Origin of the sequence: Agathobaculum massiliense (assembly GCF_900291975.1) — a bacterium.
In the GTDB taxonomy this organism is placed as follows: Bacteria; Bacillota; Clostridia; order Oscillospirales; family Butyricicoccaceae; genus Agathobaculum; species Agathobaculum ammoniilyticum.
Genome location: NZ_OMPN01000001.1, coordinates 1,212,012 through 1,228,727 on the forward strand (window position 1 = coordinate 1,212,012; position 16,716 = coordinate 1,228,727).

Consider the following 16,716-nt stretch of genomic DNA (forward strand, 5'->3'; position numbering starts at 1 on the left):
TAACACACCCGATGCGTTGGGGCAAACACAAAAGGGGCCGCATCAATGCAGCCCCTTTCCGGCGGTATCCTGTTACTGCACCGGTATCTCCATACCGGCGACCGTGAGCGACGCGATCTCCTCAATCGGGATGATCTCGGTGAAAATATCACCCTTCTGGCAGACGGTCTTGCCGCCCTCGGGACGGATGCTGCCGCCCGCATTGGACAGGTCGATGCTGGCGCCATCCTTCCTGTTCACCAGGATCTGCACGCTTTCAAAATATTTGTGCATCTGCGCGCTATCATGCTCGCTCTGCCGGCCGGACTGCGCGTTTTCATCCCACTGCACCGTGCTGTCCACCGTGTAGTCCACGCGCAGCGCCAGCGGGGACAGCGTGATCTCGTCGATCACGGCGTTCATGCCGTTCAGCTCGAATGTCTGCCCCGCGGGCAGGCTGACCGAGGTATCCTCAAAATCCAGGTTGAACTTGAGCGACCAGTCGCCCTCGGCAATGACGCGGCGCTCAAGCTCGCCCGTATCGTTCTCCGCATACACGCACAGATCGCTGAACTTCGCCCGCACCGCGTGGCCGCGCACCTCGCCGTCGCTGATCTCGCGCGTTTCTACATACTGGATCGCGTTGTCTGCCGGATCGGCGTCGTAAAAGTACGAGCTGCCGTGCGCGCCGCCGAAATAGCCCATCAGCGAGGTATCCCCGTCGGCAAAGCCCATCGGCAGCAGGCCCTCGCCCACAGTATCGGTCAGGTCAATATCAAAGACGGCGCCGTCCTTCTTTTCGATCGAATAGGTGACCGCGTAGTGGTACTTGTCGCCGATAATGGCGTCCGCGGTGACGGTCACGCCATTATCCGTGTCGCTCGCGCCGACCGGCCGGCCGATCTTGTCGATAATCTCGGTATCCGCCGTGGGACCGAACACGCCCGCGAACGCCTCGCCCGCGGTTTTGAGTACGCCGGTCGCGCTCGCGCCCACACCCAGCGCCAGCGCCGCCGCCACGCCGATCACAGCGATGCGCGGCATGCGGCGGACGCGCCGCCGCGTCTCAGGCGCCTGTTCCGGCCGCTCCATGGTATCCATCAGTCTCTTTGCCATCCTTGCCTTTGCCTCCTCGGAAAAACGCAGCCCGTCGAGCGCGTTTTTATACTCTCTGTTATCATTATACTCCGTGTTCACAACATTCGCCTCCCAACATGGTACGCAGCCTGTTCCGGCCGCGGCTCAGGTGCGCGTTCACCGCCGCTTCGCTGCGGCCGAGCAGCGCGCCGATCTCTCTCGCGGAATAGCCCTCGTAATAATACAGATACACCGCCTCGCGGTATTTATCCGGCAGCGCCATCACCGCGTCCAGCACGCAGGATTCCGGCGATTCTGGCGCCGGCGCCTCCGCCACGGCCTCCAGCCCCACCGTGCGCCGCCGCCCTGCGCTGCGCAGCAGGTCCTTGCAGGCGTTAGCGGCTGCCCGAATGATCCACGCCTTTTCGTGCGCGGGGCTGTCGAAGGCCTGCCCGCCCGTCAGCAGCTTGAGGAATACGGTCTGGCTGATGTCCTCCGCGTCGTGCGTGGATTTCAGGTAGGTATAAGAAAGCCGCAGGATCAGGTCGGAATAGGCGTTCACCAGCCGTTCGGCCTCTTCCTGATCGAATTGTCTCATGGATTTATCAACTCCTTTGGGAACAGCCGACCGGCTGTGTCAGCAACGTCGCTTCACCTACAATACGAATGGTGTGCGCCATTCCTGACAGCGGGAGAAAATTTTTTTGGGCAAAGAAAAGGGCAGCCTGGTTGCAGGCTGTCCCTATTATACCACAGCGGCCGGCAGGATGAAGCGATATGGACCGGCTCATAATCTTGTGCTATACCTTTTCTAAAAAACAGAGCGGCAAATCCGAATTTGATAAAGAGGTCCGAGCGAATATGAAAAAGGAAGTATCCATATCTTTAGCAGGCGTACTCATTCTGATTTTAGGGGTTGCCGCGTGGTATAATACTCCAAATGACTTGATGAATTTAGACCCTAAAGAAGTTATGGAAATTGTTGTTTTTAATGGTAATAGCGGAAACGGGACACATATTGAAGATAAAGGGCAATTTCAATATAGTATTGATGACTTGAATGATATTGAAGTAAAGAGAACAAAACCCCCCTGTTGGCTATACAGGATATGGTTTTAAGATGACAATTTACTTATCTAATGGCAATGAAGCAGATGGTTGGAACAACTTTATCATCAATTCCGTTGACACTATTCGGAAAGACCTATTTTTCTATTCTGTCATAAAGGGAAGAATTGATTATAGCTATATAGAGAACATTATAGAATAATGCAACTCCCTATTTTTCGAACAATATACAACAAAACTAAATAATCCAGCCACAAGGACAGCCGAAAAAATCGACTGCCATTTTCCATGCCTGCAAGCAGAGAGAAGCGGCCGGTCAGGAAAATAAAACACCGTGAGAAATTGACCGCCGAAGCAATGGCGAAAATATATGAATCCTTATTCTGCTTTGGGAACACAAACGGGAATCGGAAGTAAAATAAACGTAAAATAGCCGCTTTGCGGCTATTTTACTATAATCGCGCAGACTTTACCGCACGGAACCGGCCGTTTTCCGCAGCGCGGGCCGCTGTTGTTCCGCGCGTTCCAGCCCGCCCGACCGCTGTGCGGAGAGCAGTAGGCCGAGCAGCAGCATGGTCTGGCACAGATATATGCCGCCGTAAGACAGCAGCGGCAGGCCGTGGGACGCGAACACGATGATGCCGCAGTTTTGCAGCACATACAGCGCGGCCTGCAGCGCAAAAGTGAACATCACGCCCATGCACACGCTGCGCGCGAGCAGACCGTTCTGCCGCCGCGCAATGCGGAAGCCCCATGCAAGCAGCAGCAAAACCGCTGCTAAAAGCAGGAAAACGGCCGTCCAACCCCAAAGGTATTTGACCGACAGCAGCATCCAATCGCCCGCGCCGTCCAGCTTGATCCACTGTGCGCCGTCAATCGTTCCGCTGCCCGCAAACGGGATGCCGAACATGATGTACTGGATCGCGGAGCCCTGATAGCCTGCTGCTGACGCATCCGCCTGCGGATGGAACACCAACGCCAAGCGCTCCCGCACATGCGGTACGGCATACAGCAGAAACAGGAAATATCCCAGCAGGGCCAGCAGCGGCGATACCGCCAATACGAGCCTGCCCCTGGTACACCTGCCGAACGCGCCGCGCCGCACCGCCATCACCAGCATCCCGCAGCAGACCACGGTCAATATGCCAAGGGCCGACATATACGGCGTGATATACGCCAGAAACCACATACCGAGCAGGCTCAGCAGGCAGTTGCGGACGCCCTCCGCCCCCCTGCCGCGCTGGCTGTACAGCACGCCCGCGAACAGCACCGGAAAAAACCATATCCACTGTGCCGTGTAGAAAAGCCGTCCGTTATATTCCACGCGCCACGGGCTGAACGCCAAAAACAGTCCGACCGCCAGCCACAGCGCATACAGCAGACGGATATGCCGCCCCAGTATGGTGTAATCCATAAAATACCCCAAAAACAGCAGCCCAGTGCCGATCGCAAAATAAAAGAACTGGTTTGCCAGGCTGTTCTCCGGTGGTATCCCCATCCATGCGCAAAACGGCTGCCGCAGGATGTACTGGAGCGCCAGCCCCGCCGCCGTTGTTGCCAGCACGATCACCAGCATCACCCAGTCCGGCCGCGGCCGCCACGCGCTATCCAGCCGTGTGCCGGCCTCCACCGCGTCGCCCATTTCGCGGATGGTTGCCTGCGCGGCTTCGTCCTCTCCCATGCCTTCGGACCGGAAGGCTTCGTACTGGTCTCTCAGGTGGTCGGTCAGCTCCTCTGCCGCAACCGGACGCGCCCGCTTCCAACGCATCTGTCCAGTCGCATCGTTCAGCCAGTCATGCAAGGCTTCAGGCAGCGGCGGCTCGTCATAATCCGCGGACAGCGAGTCCAGCTCTGCGGAGGTCTGCGCGCGCTCAGCCGCGTCGCACTCCAGCAGACGGATCATCTGCCGCCGCATGCATTCAGGCAAACGCATGGCTTTCTCCCCCCTTCAGCACACGCTCGACCGCGCCGGAAAACCGCCGCCACTCCTCGGTCTTTTCCGCCAGACGGGTATGCCCCAGGTCGGTCAGGCGGTAATACTTACGCACGCGCGCACCGTCCGCTGCCCGCTCGTAGGAGCGCACCAGCCCCTGCACCTCCAATGTGTGCAACAGCGGGTACAGCGTACCCGCCTTGAGGGAAAAGGTGTCGTCCGACCGCTCGCGCAGGCGCTCGATCATCTGGTAGCCGTACAGGTCGCCCTCCTCCAGCAGACGCAGGATCAGAAGCCCCGTACTGCCTGCCAGCAGGCTTTTGTCGATTGCCATGATTCCATCCTCCCATATATCGATATTCGATATGTTTATTATATGTAGACAATCGATATATGTCAAGCCTTTTTCCTCCCTCGCGCATGCTTGACAAACGCATCCCTTTCGGTTATGCTGAAGATATAGAAAACTAACGCCGTTAGTTTGGAGGAATGTATATGCCGCGAAAAGGACTCAGTCGGGAGGCGATCATCGACACAGCCGCCGCACTCGCCGAGCAAAAAGGGGCGGAAAATCTCACCCTGCGCGAGCTGGCGGAGACGCTTGGCGTCAAGACCGCCTCATTGTACAACCACCTACAAGGCCTGCCCGAGCTGAACGCCCGGCTGGCCGAATGCGCGCTCGACCGCCTGATGGACACGCTCGAAACCGCTATGGCAGGCAGAACCGGCGCGGAGGGGCTGCGCGCCCTTGCCACCGCCTATCGTACTTTCGCCCGCGAACAGCCGCAGCTTTACCGCGCCATGGTTTCGCTGCCGCGCTTTTCCGACCCCAGCTTGGTCGAACGCAAGCATGCCTTTATGGACCTGTTCAACCGCGTGCTGGCGCCCTGCCGCCTGCCGGATGACCGGCGCATCCATCTCTCGCGCACAATTCGCAGCGCGCTGCATGGCTACTGCGCGCTCGCCGCAGCGGGCTTTTTCCAATCCCCACTCGCGTCGCCGGTAGAAAGCTATGAGCAGATAATTGAATGGCTTTGCCAAATAGTTAAAGAAATGGAGGAGCAGGATCATGACAAAGCATTCTACCAATGAAGCACAGGAGCGCCGCTTTCACGAAATGACTGAAGCGCCACTCGAACCGTTGATCTGTAAGCTGGCTGTTCCAACCATTATAAGCATGTTGATTACCTCGATCTATAACATGGCGGACACGTTTTTTGTCGGCCAATTAGGTACGAGTGCGACCGGCGCGGTCGGTGTAGTGTTCCCGCTGATGGCACTGATCCAGTCAATCGGCTTCTTCTATGGCCAAGGCTCTGGCACCTATATTTCTCGGCAACTTGGTGCACAACAGCAGGAAGAAGCTGAACGCATGGCCGCGACCGGTTTCTTCCTCTCGATCTTCACTGGTTTTGTGATTCTTATGCTTGGTCTGTTACTGCGCAGCCCTCTTTGCCATCTGCTCGGTGCTACTGACACCATTTATCCCTATGCACTTGACTACATGCAGATTATTCTGTTTGGGGCGCCGTACATGATGGCCGCACTAGTACTCAATAACCAACTGCGTCAGCAAGGGAATGCAACCTATGCCATGATCGGCCTCGTATCAGGCGGCATCCTTAATATCGCTCTTGACCCCCTATTCATCTTTGTTTTTGATTTAGGCATCAGCGGCGCAGCTTATGCGACCATCTTGAGTCAGTTAATCAGCTTTTTTCTTCTATTGCTCGGCATCCGTCAGTCGCGCGGCGTACAAATCCGGCTACGCCAGTTTGCACCCAGTATTGACCGTTTTGTTGCCCTGATGGGCGGCGGCCTGCCCAGTCTGTGCCGCCAAGGGCTGGCATCCATCGCGGTCACCTGCCTGAACACGGCGGCCCGTCCCTACGGCGACGCAGCTATCGCCGCTATGAGCATCGTCACGCGCGTTTCCCAGTTTGCGGGCTCGGCTATGATCGGCTTCGGCCAGGGCTTTCAGCCGGTCTGCGGCTATAACTATGGCGCGCGTAAATACGACCGTGTCACACGCGGGTTCTGGTTCTGCGTCAAGTCGTCTTTCCTCGTATTACTCGGGTTAGCCGTGGCTGGCTGGGTATGCGCACCGCAGATCATCGCCATTTTCCGCTCGGACGACCCCGAGGTCATCCGCATCGGCGCGCTCACGTTACGGCTGCAATGTATCTCTTTCCCTCTGGTCGGGTGGGTGACCATGTGCAACATGCTGTTGCAGAACATCGCCATGACCATGCGGGCCAGTATCGTCGCCGCGGCGCGTCAGGGCCTGTTCTTCATCCCGTTCGCACTGGTGCTGCCCCTGTTCTGGGAGCTGTTCGGCGTGCAGCTCTGCCAGCCGGCCAGCGATATCTGCTCTTTTGTGCTTTCCATCTTTTTGACCGTCCCCGTGCTCCGCATCCTTTCGCACGGCGGAAGCCCTGATAAGCGCTGAATTCAAAAAGTAATACTTTTATCTAATAATACTAATAGGAGTCTTTGATATGAACGAATTCACCCTTGACCCTACCCTGTATGACGGACGTCCATCCGACTGCTCCAGCCGAAGCGCGGCTGAAGCCGCCTGTTATGATTTCCTTGACGGGCTGGGTGTACCCTACCGCCGCGCCGACCACAGCGAAACGCCCTCCATCGAGGCCTGCGCCGCGGTTGAAGCGCTGCTTGGCGCGGAAATCTGCAAAAACCTGTTTTTGTGCAACCGCCAAAAGACCCAGTTCTACCTGCTGCTGATGCCTGGGAACAAGCCGTTCCATACCAAGGACCTGACCGGCCAGCTCGGCTGCTCCCGCCTTTCCTTCGCGGGGGAGGAACCCCTGCACGAGCTGCTCGGCGTGACGCCCGGCTCGGTTTCGGTTCTCGGCCTGCTGAACGACACGGAAAACCGTGTCCGTCTGGTAATCGACCGCGATGTCCTGCAGCCGGAATTCTTCGCCTGCCATCCCTGCCGGAACACATCTTCCCTGCGCATCGCGACCGCCGACCTGACAGGCCGCATCCTGCCCGCCCTGCGGCACGAGCCGGACTATGTTTCCCTGTAAGCAAAAGGGGATTGTTTTTAGCCGAGCCTGTGTTATACTAAGGGCAGCGGCACGAAATAAAAAACAGGAAAGCAGGCGGTTTTATGGAACGGACCTATATTATGCTCAAGCCGGACGCACTGCAGCGCGGCATTGCCGGTGAAATCCTTGCGCGCATCGAACGCAAGGGCTACCGCATCACCCGCATGAAGACCATGCAGCTGGACGAACCGATTCTTCGGGAGCATTACGCGCACATTGCTGACAAGCCCTTTTTCCCATCTACGGTGGACTATATGACAAACGGGCCGGTTCTGGCTATGATCGTGGAGGGCGAAAACGTCATCCAGGGGATGCGCACCCTGATGGGTCCCACCCGAAACGAGGATGCCCTGCCCGGCACCATCCGCGGCGACTTCGCCAGCTCGACCACCTATAACGTGATCCACGGCTCGGACGCTCCGGAAAGCGCCGAGGCCGAAATCCGCCGTTTCTTCGGGGAGGTATGACACCGCGGGGTGTCCCCGTACCCGCATCTCCGTGACCGCAGAGGCGGCCACCAGCCGGGCGACAGCTTTGATTTTGACGCCGAACGTGGGTGCATCGCCCGCTGGCCATGCATGCTGCGTTTCTGTACGCCGATATCCTGCGCTACGGCGGCGCGCTTCCATGCGAGCCGTCCGGCACTGCACGCTTCTGTTGTCCGGATGCGGATACCGCCAATGTGTTCCTTCTCGAACGGCTCGAGGATGGGGGCGGGCGACCGCGCCGCGCCCATCCACGCCATCCGGCAGGCGAAACGGGAATGCGGCTCCTGCGGCTGCGCGCTCGATCGGCTGTATCCCCTCGCACGCGCGCTGCTTGGATAAAACGGCATACAAAAAAGGGCTTCGGAACCCAATGGTTCCAAAGCCCTTTTTTCACAGGATGCGGGAAGCAGGCTTACTTAATCTTTTCCTCTTCCTTAACATCCTTCATCGACAGGTTGACACGGCCCTTGTCGTCGATCTCCATAACCTTGACCCAGACCATATCGCCTTCCTTGACCGCGTCCTCCACCTTTTCAATGCGGTGGTCGGCCATCTTGGAGATATGCACCATACCGTCCTTGCCTGGCAGCAGATTGACGAACGCGCCGAAGTTCATCAGGCGCACAACCTTGCCGTAGTAGATTTCGCCCGGCTCCGGCTCCTTGACGATGGCTTCGATCATCTTTCTGGCCTTTTCCGCGTCAGCCGCCTTGACCGCCGCGATAGTGACCGTGCCGTCGTCCTCGATATCGACCTTGGCTCCCGACTCGGCAACGATGTTCTGGATCACGCTGCCGCCCTTGCCGATAACCTCTCGGATCTTATCCGGATGGATGTGCATAGTGGTCATCTTGGGTGCCCAGTCGGATACGTCCGCGCGCGGCTTGTCGATCGCCTTGAGCATGATTTCATCCAAAATGCCGTAACGGGCAACGCGGCACTTCTCGAACGCCTGCTTGATGATGTTCGGAGTCAGGCCGTCCACCTTGATATCTACCTGAATCGCGGTGATGCCCTTCTTGGTGCCGGCAACCTTAAAGTCCATATCGCCGTAGAAGTCCTCCACGCCCTGAATATCGGTAAAAGTGGTCTCCTGGCCGCCGTCGGTGATGAGGCCGCAGGAAATACCTGCAACCGGCGCGGTGATCGGCACGCCCGCGTCCATCAGCGCGAGGGTAGAGCCGCACACCGAGCCCTGCGAGGTCGAGCCGTTGGACGAAATGACCTCGGATACCAAGCGCAGCGCGTACGGAAACTCGCTCACGGGTGGAATGACCGGCAGCAGCGCACGCTCTGCGAGCGCGCCGTGGCCGATCTCGCGGCGGCCCGGGCCGCGGGACGGGCGGGTTTCGCCGACCGAGAAGGACGGGAAATTGTAGTGGTGGATATAGCGCTTTTCAGTCTCTTCAAAGATGGTGTCCAGCTCCTGCGCGTCGCCCAGCGTACCCAGCGTGCAAAGCGTCAGCACCTGGGTCTGGCCGCGGGTGAACATGCCCGAGCCGTGTACGCGCGGCAGAACGTGTACCTCGGCCGCCAGCGGACGGACTTCCTCCATACCTCGGCCATCCACGCGCTTGCCGTTCGCCAACCAGCGGCGCACGATCTTCTTCTGCAGCTTGTCCACACACTCCGCAAGGTTGGCGCCGTGCTCCTCCTTGTACTCATCGGAAAGGCCGGCCTCGAACTCGTCTACGATCGCGCGTACGCCCGCGTCGCGGACGGTCTTGTCGTCCGTGTCCATCGCGACCTCGAACTTGTCGCTTACCGCGGCCTCGAGCTTGTCAAACAGGTCGTGGTCAATATCGTGATGCTCGTACTCGAACTTGGGCTTACCGATTTCGTCCTTGATCCCCTGGATGAATGCGCAGATCTTTTTCAGTTCCTCGTGCGCTTCCATCAGGGCGTTGAACATGTCGTCCTCGGGTACTTCCTTCGCGCCCGCCTCGATCATAACGATCTTATCCTTGGTGGCGCACAGGGTCACGTCCATCTCGGAAACCTTGCGCTGCTCGCTGGTCGGGTTGATGACCGTCCGGCCGTCCACGATGCCGACCTGGCAGCCCGCTACAACATAATCGAACGGGATGTCCGAAATGGACACCGCGATGGACGCGCCCAGCAGGGCGACGACCTCGGGGGAGTTGTCATAGTCGTTTTCCAGCACGGTGCAGACGATGGACACATCGTTTCTGAGATCCTTGGGGAATAGCGGGCGCATCGGGCGGTCGATCTGGCGGGAGGCGAGAATCGCCTTTTCGCTCGGACGGCCCTCGCGGCGCATGAAGCTGCCCGGGATGCGGCCGACTGCGTACAGGCGCTCCTCAAAGTCCACGGAAAGCGGGAAGAAGTCGATGCCGTCGCGCGGCTTGGCCGACGCGGTCGCGGTGACGAGCACCGCGGTTTCGCCGTAGCGCACCAGGCAAGAGCCGTTGGCGAGCTGCGCCATCTTACCGGTTTCGACGGTCAGCTTGCGGCCGGCGATCTCGGTTTCGAAAACGCGGTAATTCTTAAACTCAAAGGGATTGATATTTGCCATTATTTTTCCTCCTTTTTGTTTGACGGAGGGCGGCTTTTTGCTTTGTTAGCACTTGAAGCAGGGGCGAAGCACGTGCTTCGGCGCTCCTTCAACTGCTAAAAAGCGGATTGGCCGCCTTCCTATAAAATACAGAAACAGGGGAGCAGACTGCTCCCCTATTTCCTTGTTTCACTTACTTACGAATGCCGAGCTTGGCGATCAGCGCACGGTAGCGGTTGATGTCCTTCTTCTGCAGGTATGCAAGCATGGAGCGGCGCTGGCCGACCATCTTGAGCAGGCCGCGGCGGGAATGGTTGTCCTTCTTGTGGACCTTCAGATGCTCGGTAAGCTCCTGAATGCGCGCGGTCAGAATCGCGATCTGGACTTCCGGAGAACCGGTGTCGGTCGCGTGCGTGCGGTTTGCCTCGATAACGGCAGTCTTGTCTTCCTTGCGGATCATGTGACGTTTCACCTTTCGTTGATAGATTTTTACTTACCCACAGGCCGGGCCGCGGCATGGTGAAATGGACACGGTAGGAACGTGTCCGGTTGTCCGTCGGCTAAGCGCGGGGCGAAAGTACAATTATCATATCATGCGTTTGCGGTTTTGTAAAGTATTTTCTATCTTTTTATTCACCTTACCGCATTTTTACACTTTTCTTTGTAAGTTTTGTCGAAATGAACAATTATGAATAAATTGTAAACGCGTTTTTGTCAGTTTTTCATCTTGCTTTCAAAATTTCCTGGCGCTATAATTTTAACATCTTCGGTGGACAGCTTTTTTGAGACGTTCTCGCTCGAAGCCGTTTTTTATTTATTGCTAAGACACGCGACGGGGCGGTGCAATAGCGCGGCCTGAAGTCGCGTTCTTTTTTGCGCAGAACCAGAAAAAGAGACAGGCCGGCGCCTGTCTCTTTTTCGTATGCCGGCCGGATGGTCCCCTTACGCGCCGGCCCCTTTTTGTTTAGCACAAGGCGGGGCGCAGGTCAAGTCGGAACTGCCGCACAGTGTACGCGATGGTGTACACCGCCATCACGCCCGAAACCAGCGGCGCGACGCAGCCGAGCAGGAACAGGCTGTCGGGGCGGTAGGTCTGCACCAGGTACAGCAGCGGGATGCGCACGCACAGTGCGCCGAAGCAGCAGGAGAACATGGTGAACAGCGTTTTGGAGCGGCCGTTCAGATACCCGTTCAGACAGAACACAAACGTCACCATCAGGTAGTCGAACGAGCAGGCGCGGAAGAACGGCACACCCACTGCGATGGTCGCCGCGTCGCGGGTGAACAGGCCAATCATGCTTTGCGGCGAAAGCTGCGCCCATAGGAAAAAGCACGCCGCCGCAGCCAGCGCAAACCCCAGCCCCGCGCCCACCGCGGTCCGCACGCGCGCCGGCCGCTGCGCGCCGTAATTCTGCGCCGTGAACGCGGCAAGCGCCGAGGCGACCGAGGTCGCGGGCAGCATGGCGAATACGTCGTACTTGCTCGCCACGCCGACCGCGGAGGCCGCGTCCACCCCGAGCGCGTTGACGACCGCGGTCAGGTACAGGAAGGAGATACGCACCATCAGCTCCTGGAACGAGATCGGGATGCCTACGCGCGCCAGCTCGCGGGCGCGCGCGCCGTCGATGCGCAGGTTGCGCACCGTAAACTTGAAAATGAAATGCCCGCGGTTAAGGTACACGATTGCGCATACCATGCTGACCGCCTGCGCCGCGATCGTGGCCACCGCCACGCCGCGTACGCCCCAGCCGAACACGCCGGTCAGCAGCAGATCGCCTGCGATGTTGAGCATGCACGCCAGTGCGATGAACAGCATCGGCCGCTGAGAGTCGCCATAGCCGCGCAGGATGGCGCTGATGGCGTTATACCCGCAGATGAACGGGATGCCCCAGCCGCAAGTCACCACATACTGGCGCGCCAGCACAAACGCCTCCTCCGGCGTTTGCAGCGCAGTCAGGATAGGCGAGGCCAGACCAATCACCAGGATCATCAGAACCACGGAAAACGCCGCGAACACGGTCAGCGTAGTGCCGATGGACTTGCAGGTCTGCTTCTCGTCGCGCATGCCGGTGTATTTGCCGACCAGGATGGTGCCGCCCAGCGTCAGGCCGGTGATCAGGCTGGTGACAATCTGCGTCACCTGCGTGCCGGTCGATACCGCGGCCACGCTCGCGGGATCGCAAAACCAGCCGATCACCGCCAGATCGACCGCGCCGTACAGCGCCTGGATGATATTAGCGATCAGGAACGGCACGGTGAAACGCATCAGCACGGGCAGCACGCGCCCCTCGGTCAATAGGTTTTTCTCTGTCATGGATATGCCTCCCTTGTTGTCTGCAAGAAAAGCATAAACCCTCCAGCAACCAGAGGGTCAAGAGGTATTTTCACTTTTTTTCACCGGCACCTGCAGCTCGGTCAAATACTGGGTCTCATCGCTGGTGAAGCCCGCATCGATATGCGTCACCTCAACCGAGTCCTCGGCCAGCTCGAACCCGCGCCGCGCGGCCTCGTCCAGCAGCAGCTCATAGGAGGGCGCGCTGTGCGCATGCGTGCCGCGGTAGCACACGGTCAACCATTCGCCCGCAGGCAGGTGGAGTACGGGACCGCCGTACTGCTCCTCCGGCTCGACGAACAGGAATATCCCTGTGTAGCGGTCGAACTGCCGCGCGTACAGTCGCTCGCGCGCGATTGACACGCCCACCTTGCCCAGGAACACCGCCGCATCCTGCCGGATATGGCTTTGCAGCTCAGCCAGCGGCGTTTCCAGATCGCCGCCCTGCGGGATCTCCTGCCGCAGGAATGCGATCGCGCGGGCGGGCAGCGCCTTTTGCAGCACAACGCCGGTCTTGGCCGTCCTCGCGTGCCGCAGGTCATCCAGCCGCCGGCCAATCCGCCGCTCGATGCGCTGCAGCTCGTCCAGCCGCCGCCGCGTGTCCGCCAGCTGCTCCTGCAGGAGCAGTTCCACCACGTCGGTATCGCGGTTTTCAAAAAAACCGCGAATGCGCTCGAGCGACACGCCCAGCGCGCGCAGGTATTTGATGGTGTTGAGCCGTTCAAACTGTCCCGCGGAATAATAGCGGTAACCGGTGCGCGGGTCCACCCGCTCGGGCCGGAGCAGGCCGATCTCGTCATAGAACCGCAGCGTGCGCACCGGCACTGCGAACAGCTTATGCATCTCCCCGATCGTGAACAAGTCCTTCATCCCTACCGTCCTTTCCGAGTTTGCCTGGGCATTCTCCTCCGGCTATTATAGCATATCCGGACACGCATTGCCCGCTTTTTCTGGTATAATGGTAGCGGAATCCTCAGGAAAGGCGGTGCGGCCATGCAGACCATACCGGCAAAGACCATCGTCACCAGCACCCAAAACGGCGCGGGCTGGTTCGGCGCGCGCTACAATATGAATATCTACCGCGGCTGCTCCCACGGCTGCATCTACTGCGACAGCCGCTCGGAATGCTATCGCAACGACGATTTCGACACCGTCTGCGCCAAGCAGGACGCGCTGCGCATCATTCGCGACGACCTGCGGCGCAAAACGCAGCCGGGCGTAGTCTCCACCGGCGCGATGAGCGACCCGTACAACCCGTTCGAGCGCACCGAGCAGCTCACGCGGCACGCGCTCGAACTGCTCGCGGCCTATGGCTTCGGCGCGGCCATTGCCACCAAAAGCGACCTGATCTGCCGCGACATCGACGTGCTGCACGAGATCCATGCGACCGCGCCCGTGCTGTGCAAGCTGACCGTGACCACCGCGGACGATGCGCTCGCACGCGCGATCGAGCCGCACGCGCCCCCGCCCTCCGCGCGGCTGGACGCGCTCGCACGCCTGTCGGACGCTGGCCTTCCCACCTGCATCCTGCTCATGCCTGTGCTGCCATGGCTGACGGATACCGAGGAAAACATCCGCACGCTGGTGCGGCGGGCCGGAGAGGCGGGCGTACCGTATATCTATCCCGCGCTCGGCCTGACCCTGCGCGACCGTCAGCGCGCCTACTTCTACCAGCAGCTAGACCGCTCCTTCCCCGGCCTGAAGCAGAAATACATCGCGCGTTACGGTACACGCTACCAGTGCGCCAGCCCGCACGCGCGGCAGCTTTGGACGGTTTTCACCCGCGCCTGCGACGAAGTGGGCATCTTTTACCGGATGCGCGACATCACCCGCCGCTACCAGCGCGGCTTCGGCTGCGGACAGCTTTCGTTTTTCTGACATGCGCAAAGCGCATAAAAATCCCCTGCTTCAATTTGTTCAAAACCGCCTTTGCGGTTTCGGCCTTCCCGCCGTCACTCCTCCGACAGCAGCTCCTCCGCAGGGACTTTGAAGATCGCGGCCAGCGCGCGCAGCTCTATATCCGTGACAAACCGCTTGCCGCACTCGATCCGCTGTATCGCATTCTTATCCAGATCAACGCCCTCCAACTGCATGCGTTCGGCCAACGCGCGCTGGGACACTTTCGGAGAAAGGCCAGAACGCAGCCGCGCGACCTTTCTTCCGCAGATATTGCAGCTTCCATCTGCTAAACGGTTCTTGTACATTCTTTTCCTCCTATTGACATTTAGTAATTGTCATCAGCCTTATTATGTGCTATACTGCAAGCAACGATGACATTCAGTAAATGTCAAATGGAGGTGGCACGATGTCTTTTTACGAACAGGCCCTGCAGCGCTTCCTCAGGGAATCCGGCGCCGCTGCGGACAGCGACGCCCGCCGCGCCCTGGCGGAGCAGGCTTTCCTTGCGGGCTGGCGCGCCGCCGGCGGAGAGCTGCTTCTGGTCGACCGTATCCCGATGGAAGACGAAAAATGATCCCCCAGACTCGTCTGGGGGATCATTTTTATTGCTTTCTTTTTCAAATATACGGCTTCGTTGTATCGATGCGGATGGTCTGCGCGGCGTCGTCCCATTCCACGCGCACGCCCAGCATGAAGCACAGGTCGCGTAGCTTGAAATAGTGATTGCCGTCGATCTCATACGCCTTGCCGACCAGCGGCATCCCCATATCCTGCAGATACACCTCCGCGGTGGCGCGGGTCGCGGTCTGCCCGCCGCCACTGAGCGGCTCCAGCTCGCCGCCGACCGGCGTATAAACGCCCGCGTCGATCGTCACTTGGTTCGCTTCCCCGTCCCAGGATACGCTGAACGCTGTATTCGTCCCCGCAAAGGCCATCGCCAGGTCGCGCAGCTTGAAATAGTTGCTGCCCTCGATCTCATACGCCGCAGCCGCGACCGGCGTGCCGTTCACCTCTATTTTCGCGCCGGAAACCACGGCGGGCTTGCGCAGCTCCGGCTTCACCGCGTCATGCGTCAGAATATACTGCACCGCGGTATCTATGCCGTTGAGGTAATCCGAGAAGGTCTGTCCGACCGTGATATCGGGCGGGAGACTTTCTACGCCGTAGGGCTTGGCCGCCTCATAATAGCTGCCCAGATCGATGAATTTGTTGGAATACTGGCCGCGGAACTTGGAGTTGGGCAGCTCGAACGCGGTCACGGCACCGAAATGATCCACGCTGCCGCCGGTCGGCGTACCGACCACAGCAGCGCCGATATCCTTGAGCTGCACCGTATTAATCAGCGCGGAGGAGAAAGTATTCTCTCCCGCGAGCGCGTACACAGCGTTCCCCTTGGCCAGGAATTGCTGTGCCAGATAGGTGATCGGGTACAGCACGCCGTCCGACCCGCCGCCGTTGCTGCGCAGGTCGATGATGAACTTTGTGTATTTGCCGGAGGCGAGCTTTCCTTCGACCTCGGCGGCAAACTGCTCCATCGGCAGGTTCGGATCCTCAAAGCATTTATTATACTGCATATACAGCGTGCCACCGCCCAGGTCGAGCAGCTTGTAGTAAACGCTCCGGTCCGGCTCGGTCACAGGCACGTCCTTCCGCAGCATGTCGCGGGTGATCCATTCCCCTGCTTTCAGCGCCGCCGTCGCTTCGGCCTGCGTCATGCAGGGGATATGCAGCACGGTTTCTTTTCCCGCCGCATCCCGCACGCCGACCGTAACCATATCGGAATCCGCATCAATGACACCGTAATGTTCCAACACATCGGCCACATAAAGCAGCTGCCCTACCCGTATGCGCTGCTCGACCGCGTTGTCGTAGCTTATCATGGGCGAAAGGCGCTCGGTCACCTCATCGATTGGCATGCCGTTGATCGACGTGATCTCCTGCCCGATATACGACCGGCAATCGGCCACGCCGCCGGTCAGCGTCCAGCGGCCGCCGTACCATTTCGGCACCATGCCAAGCTGTCTGAGCTGGCCGGAAAGCGCGCTGCCGACCGACAGCATCGTATGCGAATCATGCGCCAGCGCCGCCAGCTCGGCAAGCCCAATCGCAAAATCCAGATCGGACGCGGTATCCAGCTCGGCTTCGATCTCCGCCTTTTTGTCCGCGACCGCCTGCTCGGTCGTATTGGCGTAAAAATCCGGATGCTTTGTGGTCAGCGTCTCCACCAAATAGTCCAGATCCTCCTGTCGCCGCTGCGCCGCATCGTCCGCCGCGCCCGCCAGAGGCAGGCAGCCCAGTATGACCGCCGCGCCCAGGCAGCCTGCCAGCCAGCGTTTCATGTTCATGTTTCA

18 protein-coding genes are annotated in these 16,716 nt (G+C 59.2%); 8 read left to right on the forward strand and 10 right to left on the reverse strand.

Annotated features, from left to right (window positions below; genetic code table 11):
• Positions 1-72 precede the first annotated feature (72 nt).
• Both DBQ51_RS06315 and DBQ51_RS06320 read right to left on the reverse strand, forming a co-directional pair.
• On the reverse strand, positions 73-1,176 hold the full coding sequence (locus tag DBQ51_RS06315) for a DUF4179 domain-containing protein (RefSeq protein WP_107631047.1): 1,104 nt from the start codon (positions 1,174-1,176) through the stop codon (positions 73-75).
• Positions 1,160-1,654, reverse strand: a complete 495-nt coding sequence (locus DBQ51_RS06320; protein ID WP_107631048.1) for an RNA polymerase sigma factor — start codon at positions 1,652-1,654, stop codon at positions 1,160-1,162. Before DBQ51_RS06320 ends, DBQ51_RS06315 begins: the two co-directional genes overlap by 17 nt.
• A 263-nt stretch (positions 1,655-1,917) precedes the next feature.
• Here DBQ51_RS06320 and DBQ51_RS17110 point away from each other — a divergent pair, with 263 nt between their 5' ends.
• Positions 1,918-2,175 (forward strand): hypothetical protein, encoded by a 258-nt coding sequence (locus DBQ51_RS17110; protein WP_242977847.1) that lies wholly within the window; start codon positions 1,918-1,920, stop codon positions 2,173-2,175.
• Between the two features lie 418 nt (positions 2,176-2,593).
• Here the strand turns inward: DBQ51_RS17110 and DBQ51_RS06330 are convergent, their stop codons facing one another.
• The gene (locus tag DBQ51_RS06330) at positions 2,594-4,057 is read right to left on the reverse strand and encodes a permease prefix domain 1-containing protein (protein WP_107631049.1); all 1,464 of its coding nucleotides are present in this window, start codon (positions 4,055-4,057) and stop codon (positions 2,594-2,596) included.
• Entirely contained in the window at positions 4,044-4,391 is a 348-nt protein-coding gene (locus DBQ51_RS06335) for a PadR family transcriptional regulator (RefSeq protein ID WP_082397169.1), read from the reverse strand. Before DBQ51_RS06335 ends, DBQ51_RS06330 begins: the two co-directional genes overlap by 14 nt.
• 161 nt (positions 4,392-4,552) lie before the next feature.
• Between DBQ51_RS06335 and DBQ51_RS06340 the strand changes: the two genes are divergently transcribed.
• The 5 genes from DBQ51_RS06340 (at position 4,553) to DBQ51_RS17435 (ending at position 7,958) form a co-directional block, all read left to right on the forward strand.
• The gene (locus DBQ51_RS06340) at positions 4,553-5,149 is read left to right on the forward strand and encodes a TetR/AcrR family transcriptional regulator (RefSeq protein WP_054327493.1); all 597 of its coding nucleotides are present in this window, start codon (positions 4,553-4,555) and stop codon (positions 5,147-5,149) included.
• Positions 5,127-6,506 carry an MATE family efflux transporter gene (locus tag DBQ51_RS06345; RefSeq protein ID WP_107631050.1) on the forward strand — a complete coding sequence of 460 codons (1,380 nt, stop codon included), beginning with the start codon at positions 5,127-5,129 and terminating at the stop codon, positions 6,504-6,506. The genes DBQ51_RS06340 and DBQ51_RS06345 overlap by 23 nt, the downstream gene beginning before the upstream one ends.
• A 49-nt stretch (positions 6,507-6,555) precedes the next feature.
• A complete protein-coding gene (locus DBQ51_RS06350) occupies positions 6,556-7,110 on the forward strand; it encodes a prolyl-tRNA synthetase associated domain-containing protein (protein ID WP_107631051.1) in 555 nt (184 codons plus the stop codon).
• Positions 7,111-7,193: 83 nt separating this feature from the next.
• A complete protein-coding gene (gene ndk / locus DBQ51_RS06355; RefSeq protein WP_054327495.1) occupies positions 7,194-7,598 on the forward strand; it encodes a nucleoside-diphosphate kinase in 405 nt (134 codons plus the stop codon).
• A gap of 9 nt (positions 7,599-7,607) precedes the next feature.
• The gene (locus DBQ51_RS17435; RefSeq protein WP_199855186.1) at positions 7,608-7,958 is read left to right on the forward strand and encodes a hypothetical protein; all 351 of its coding nucleotides are present in this window, start codon (positions 7,608-7,610) and stop codon (positions 7,956-7,958) included.
• A gap of 73 nt (positions 7,959-8,031) precedes the next feature.
• On the opposite strand, the gene DBQ51_RS06365 is transcribed toward DBQ51_RS17435, so the two are convergent.
• The 4 genes from DBQ51_RS06365 to DBQ51_RS06380 form a co-directional block, all read right to left on the reverse strand.
• Positions 8,032-10,155, reverse strand: coding sequence for a polyribonucleotide nucleotidyltransferase (locus DBQ51_RS06365; RefSeq protein ID WP_054327496.1), 2,124 nt, complete (start codon positions 10,153-10,155; stop codon positions 8,032-8,034).
• Positions 10,156-10,327: 172 nt separating this feature from the next.
• Positions 10,328-10,594, reverse strand: coding sequence for a 30S ribosomal protein S15 (gene rpsO, locus DBQ51_RS06370; RefSeq protein ID WP_031476090.1), 267 nt, complete (start codon positions 10,592-10,594; stop codon positions 10,328-10,330).
• Between the two features lie 504 nt (positions 10,595-11,098).
• Positions 11,099-12,448, reverse strand: a complete 1,350-nt coding sequence (locus tag DBQ51_RS06375) for an MATE family efflux transporter (RefSeq protein ID WP_107631052.1) — start codon at positions 12,446-12,448, stop codon at positions 11,099-11,101.
• Positions 12,449-12,505: 57 nt separating this feature from the next.
• Entirely contained in the window at positions 12,506-13,336 is an 831-nt protein-coding gene (locus DBQ51_RS06380; RefSeq protein WP_107631053.1) for a MerR family transcriptional regulator, read from the reverse strand.
• Between the two features lie 123 nt (positions 13,337-13,459).
• Here DBQ51_RS06380 and DBQ51_RS06385 point away from each other — a divergent pair, with 123 nt between their 5' ends.
• Positions 13,460-14,344: an SPL family radical SAM protein gene (locus tag DBQ51_RS06385; protein ID WP_107631054.1), complete on the forward strand. Its 885-nt coding sequence runs from the start codon at positions 13,460-13,462 to the stop codon at positions 14,342-14,344.
• A gap of 74 nt (positions 14,345-14,418) precedes the next feature.
• Here the strand turns inward: DBQ51_RS06385 and DBQ51_RS06390 are convergent, their stop codons facing one another.
• Positions 14,419-14,670: a helix-turn-helix domain-containing protein gene (locus DBQ51_RS06390; RefSeq protein ID WP_054327498.1), complete on the reverse strand. Its 252-nt coding sequence runs from the start codon at positions 14,668-14,670 to the stop codon at positions 14,419-14,421.
• A 101-nt stretch (positions 14,671-14,771) separates the two neighbouring features.
• Between DBQ51_RS06390 and DBQ51_RS16500 the strand changes: the two genes are divergently transcribed.
• Positions 14,772-14,939: a hypothetical protein gene (locus DBQ51_RS16500; protein ID WP_159068085.1), complete on the forward strand. Its 168-nt coding sequence runs from the start codon at positions 14,772-14,774 to the stop codon at positions 14,937-14,939.
• Between the two features lie 43 nt (positions 14,940-14,982).
• Here DBQ51_RS16500 and DBQ51_RS06395 read toward each other — a convergent pair whose 3' ends face one another.
• Entirely contained in the window at positions 14,983-16,710 is a 1,728-nt protein-coding gene (locus tag DBQ51_RS06395) for a S41 family peptidase (protein ID WP_107631055.1), read from the reverse strand.
• Positions 16,711-16,716: the final 6 nt, after the last annotated feature.

Coding starts and splice junctions, on each gene's coding strand:
- DBQ51_RS06320 (WP_107631048.1), bottom strand. CDS start 1,654: ATGAGACAATTCGATCAGGAAGAGGCCGAACGGCTGGTGAACGCCTAT.
- DBQ51_RS17110 (WP_242977847.1), top strand. CDS start 1,918: ATGAAAAAGGAAGTATCCATATCTTTAGCAGGCGTACTCATTCTGATT.
- DBQ51_RS06330 (WP_107631049.1), bottom strand. CDS start 4,057: ATGCGTTTGCCTGAATGCATGCGGCGGCAGATGATCCGTCTGCTGGAG.
- DBQ51_RS06335 (WP_082397169.1), bottom strand. CDS start 4,391: ATGGCAATCGACAAAAGCCTGCTGGCAGGCAGTACGGGGCTTCTGATC.
- DBQ51_RS06340 (WP_054327493.1), top strand. CDS start 4,553: ATGCCGCGAAAAGGACTCAGTCGGGAGGCGATCATCGACACAGCCGCC.
- DBQ51_RS06345 (WP_107631050.1), top strand. CDS start 5,127: ATGACAAAGCATTCTACCAATGAAGCACAGGAGCGCCGCTTTCACGAA.
- DBQ51_RS06350 (WP_107631051.1), top strand. CDS start 6,556: ATGAACGAATTCACCCTTGACCCTACCCTGTATGACGGACGTCCATCC.
- ndk (WP_054327495.1), top strand. CDS start 7,194: ATGGAACGGACCTATATTATGCTCAAGCCGGACGCACTGCAGCGCGGC.
- DBQ51_RS06365 (WP_054327496.1), bottom strand. CDS start 10,155: ATGGCAAATATCAATCCCTTTGAGTTTAAGAATTACCGCGTTTTCGAA.
- rpsO (WP_031476090.1), bottom strand. CDS start 10,594: ATGATCCGCAAGGAAGACAAGACTGCCGTTATCGAGGCAAACCGCACG.
- DBQ51_RS06375 (WP_107631052.1), bottom strand. CDS start 12,448: ATGACAGAGAAAAACCTATTGACCGAGGGGCGCGTGCTGCCCGTGCTG.
- DBQ51_RS06380 (WP_107631053.1), bottom strand. CDS start 13,336: ATGAAGGACTTGTTCACGATCGGGGAGATGCATAAGCTGTTCGCAGTG.
- DBQ51_RS06385 (WP_107631054.1), top strand. CDS start 13,460: ATGCAGACCATACCGGCAAAGACCATCGTCACCAGCACCCAAAACGGC.
- DBQ51_RS06390 (WP_054327498.1), bottom strand. CDS start 14,670: ATGTACAAGAACCGTTTAGCAGATGGAAGCTGCAATATCTGCGGAAGA.
- DBQ51_RS16500 (WP_159068085.1), top strand. CDS start 14,772: ATGTCTTTTTACGAACAGGCCCTGCAGCGCTTCCTCAGGGAATCCGGC.
- DBQ51_RS06395 (WP_107631055.1), bottom strand. CDS start 16,710: ATGAACATGAAACGCTGGCTGGCAGGCTGCCTGGGCGCGGCGGTCATA.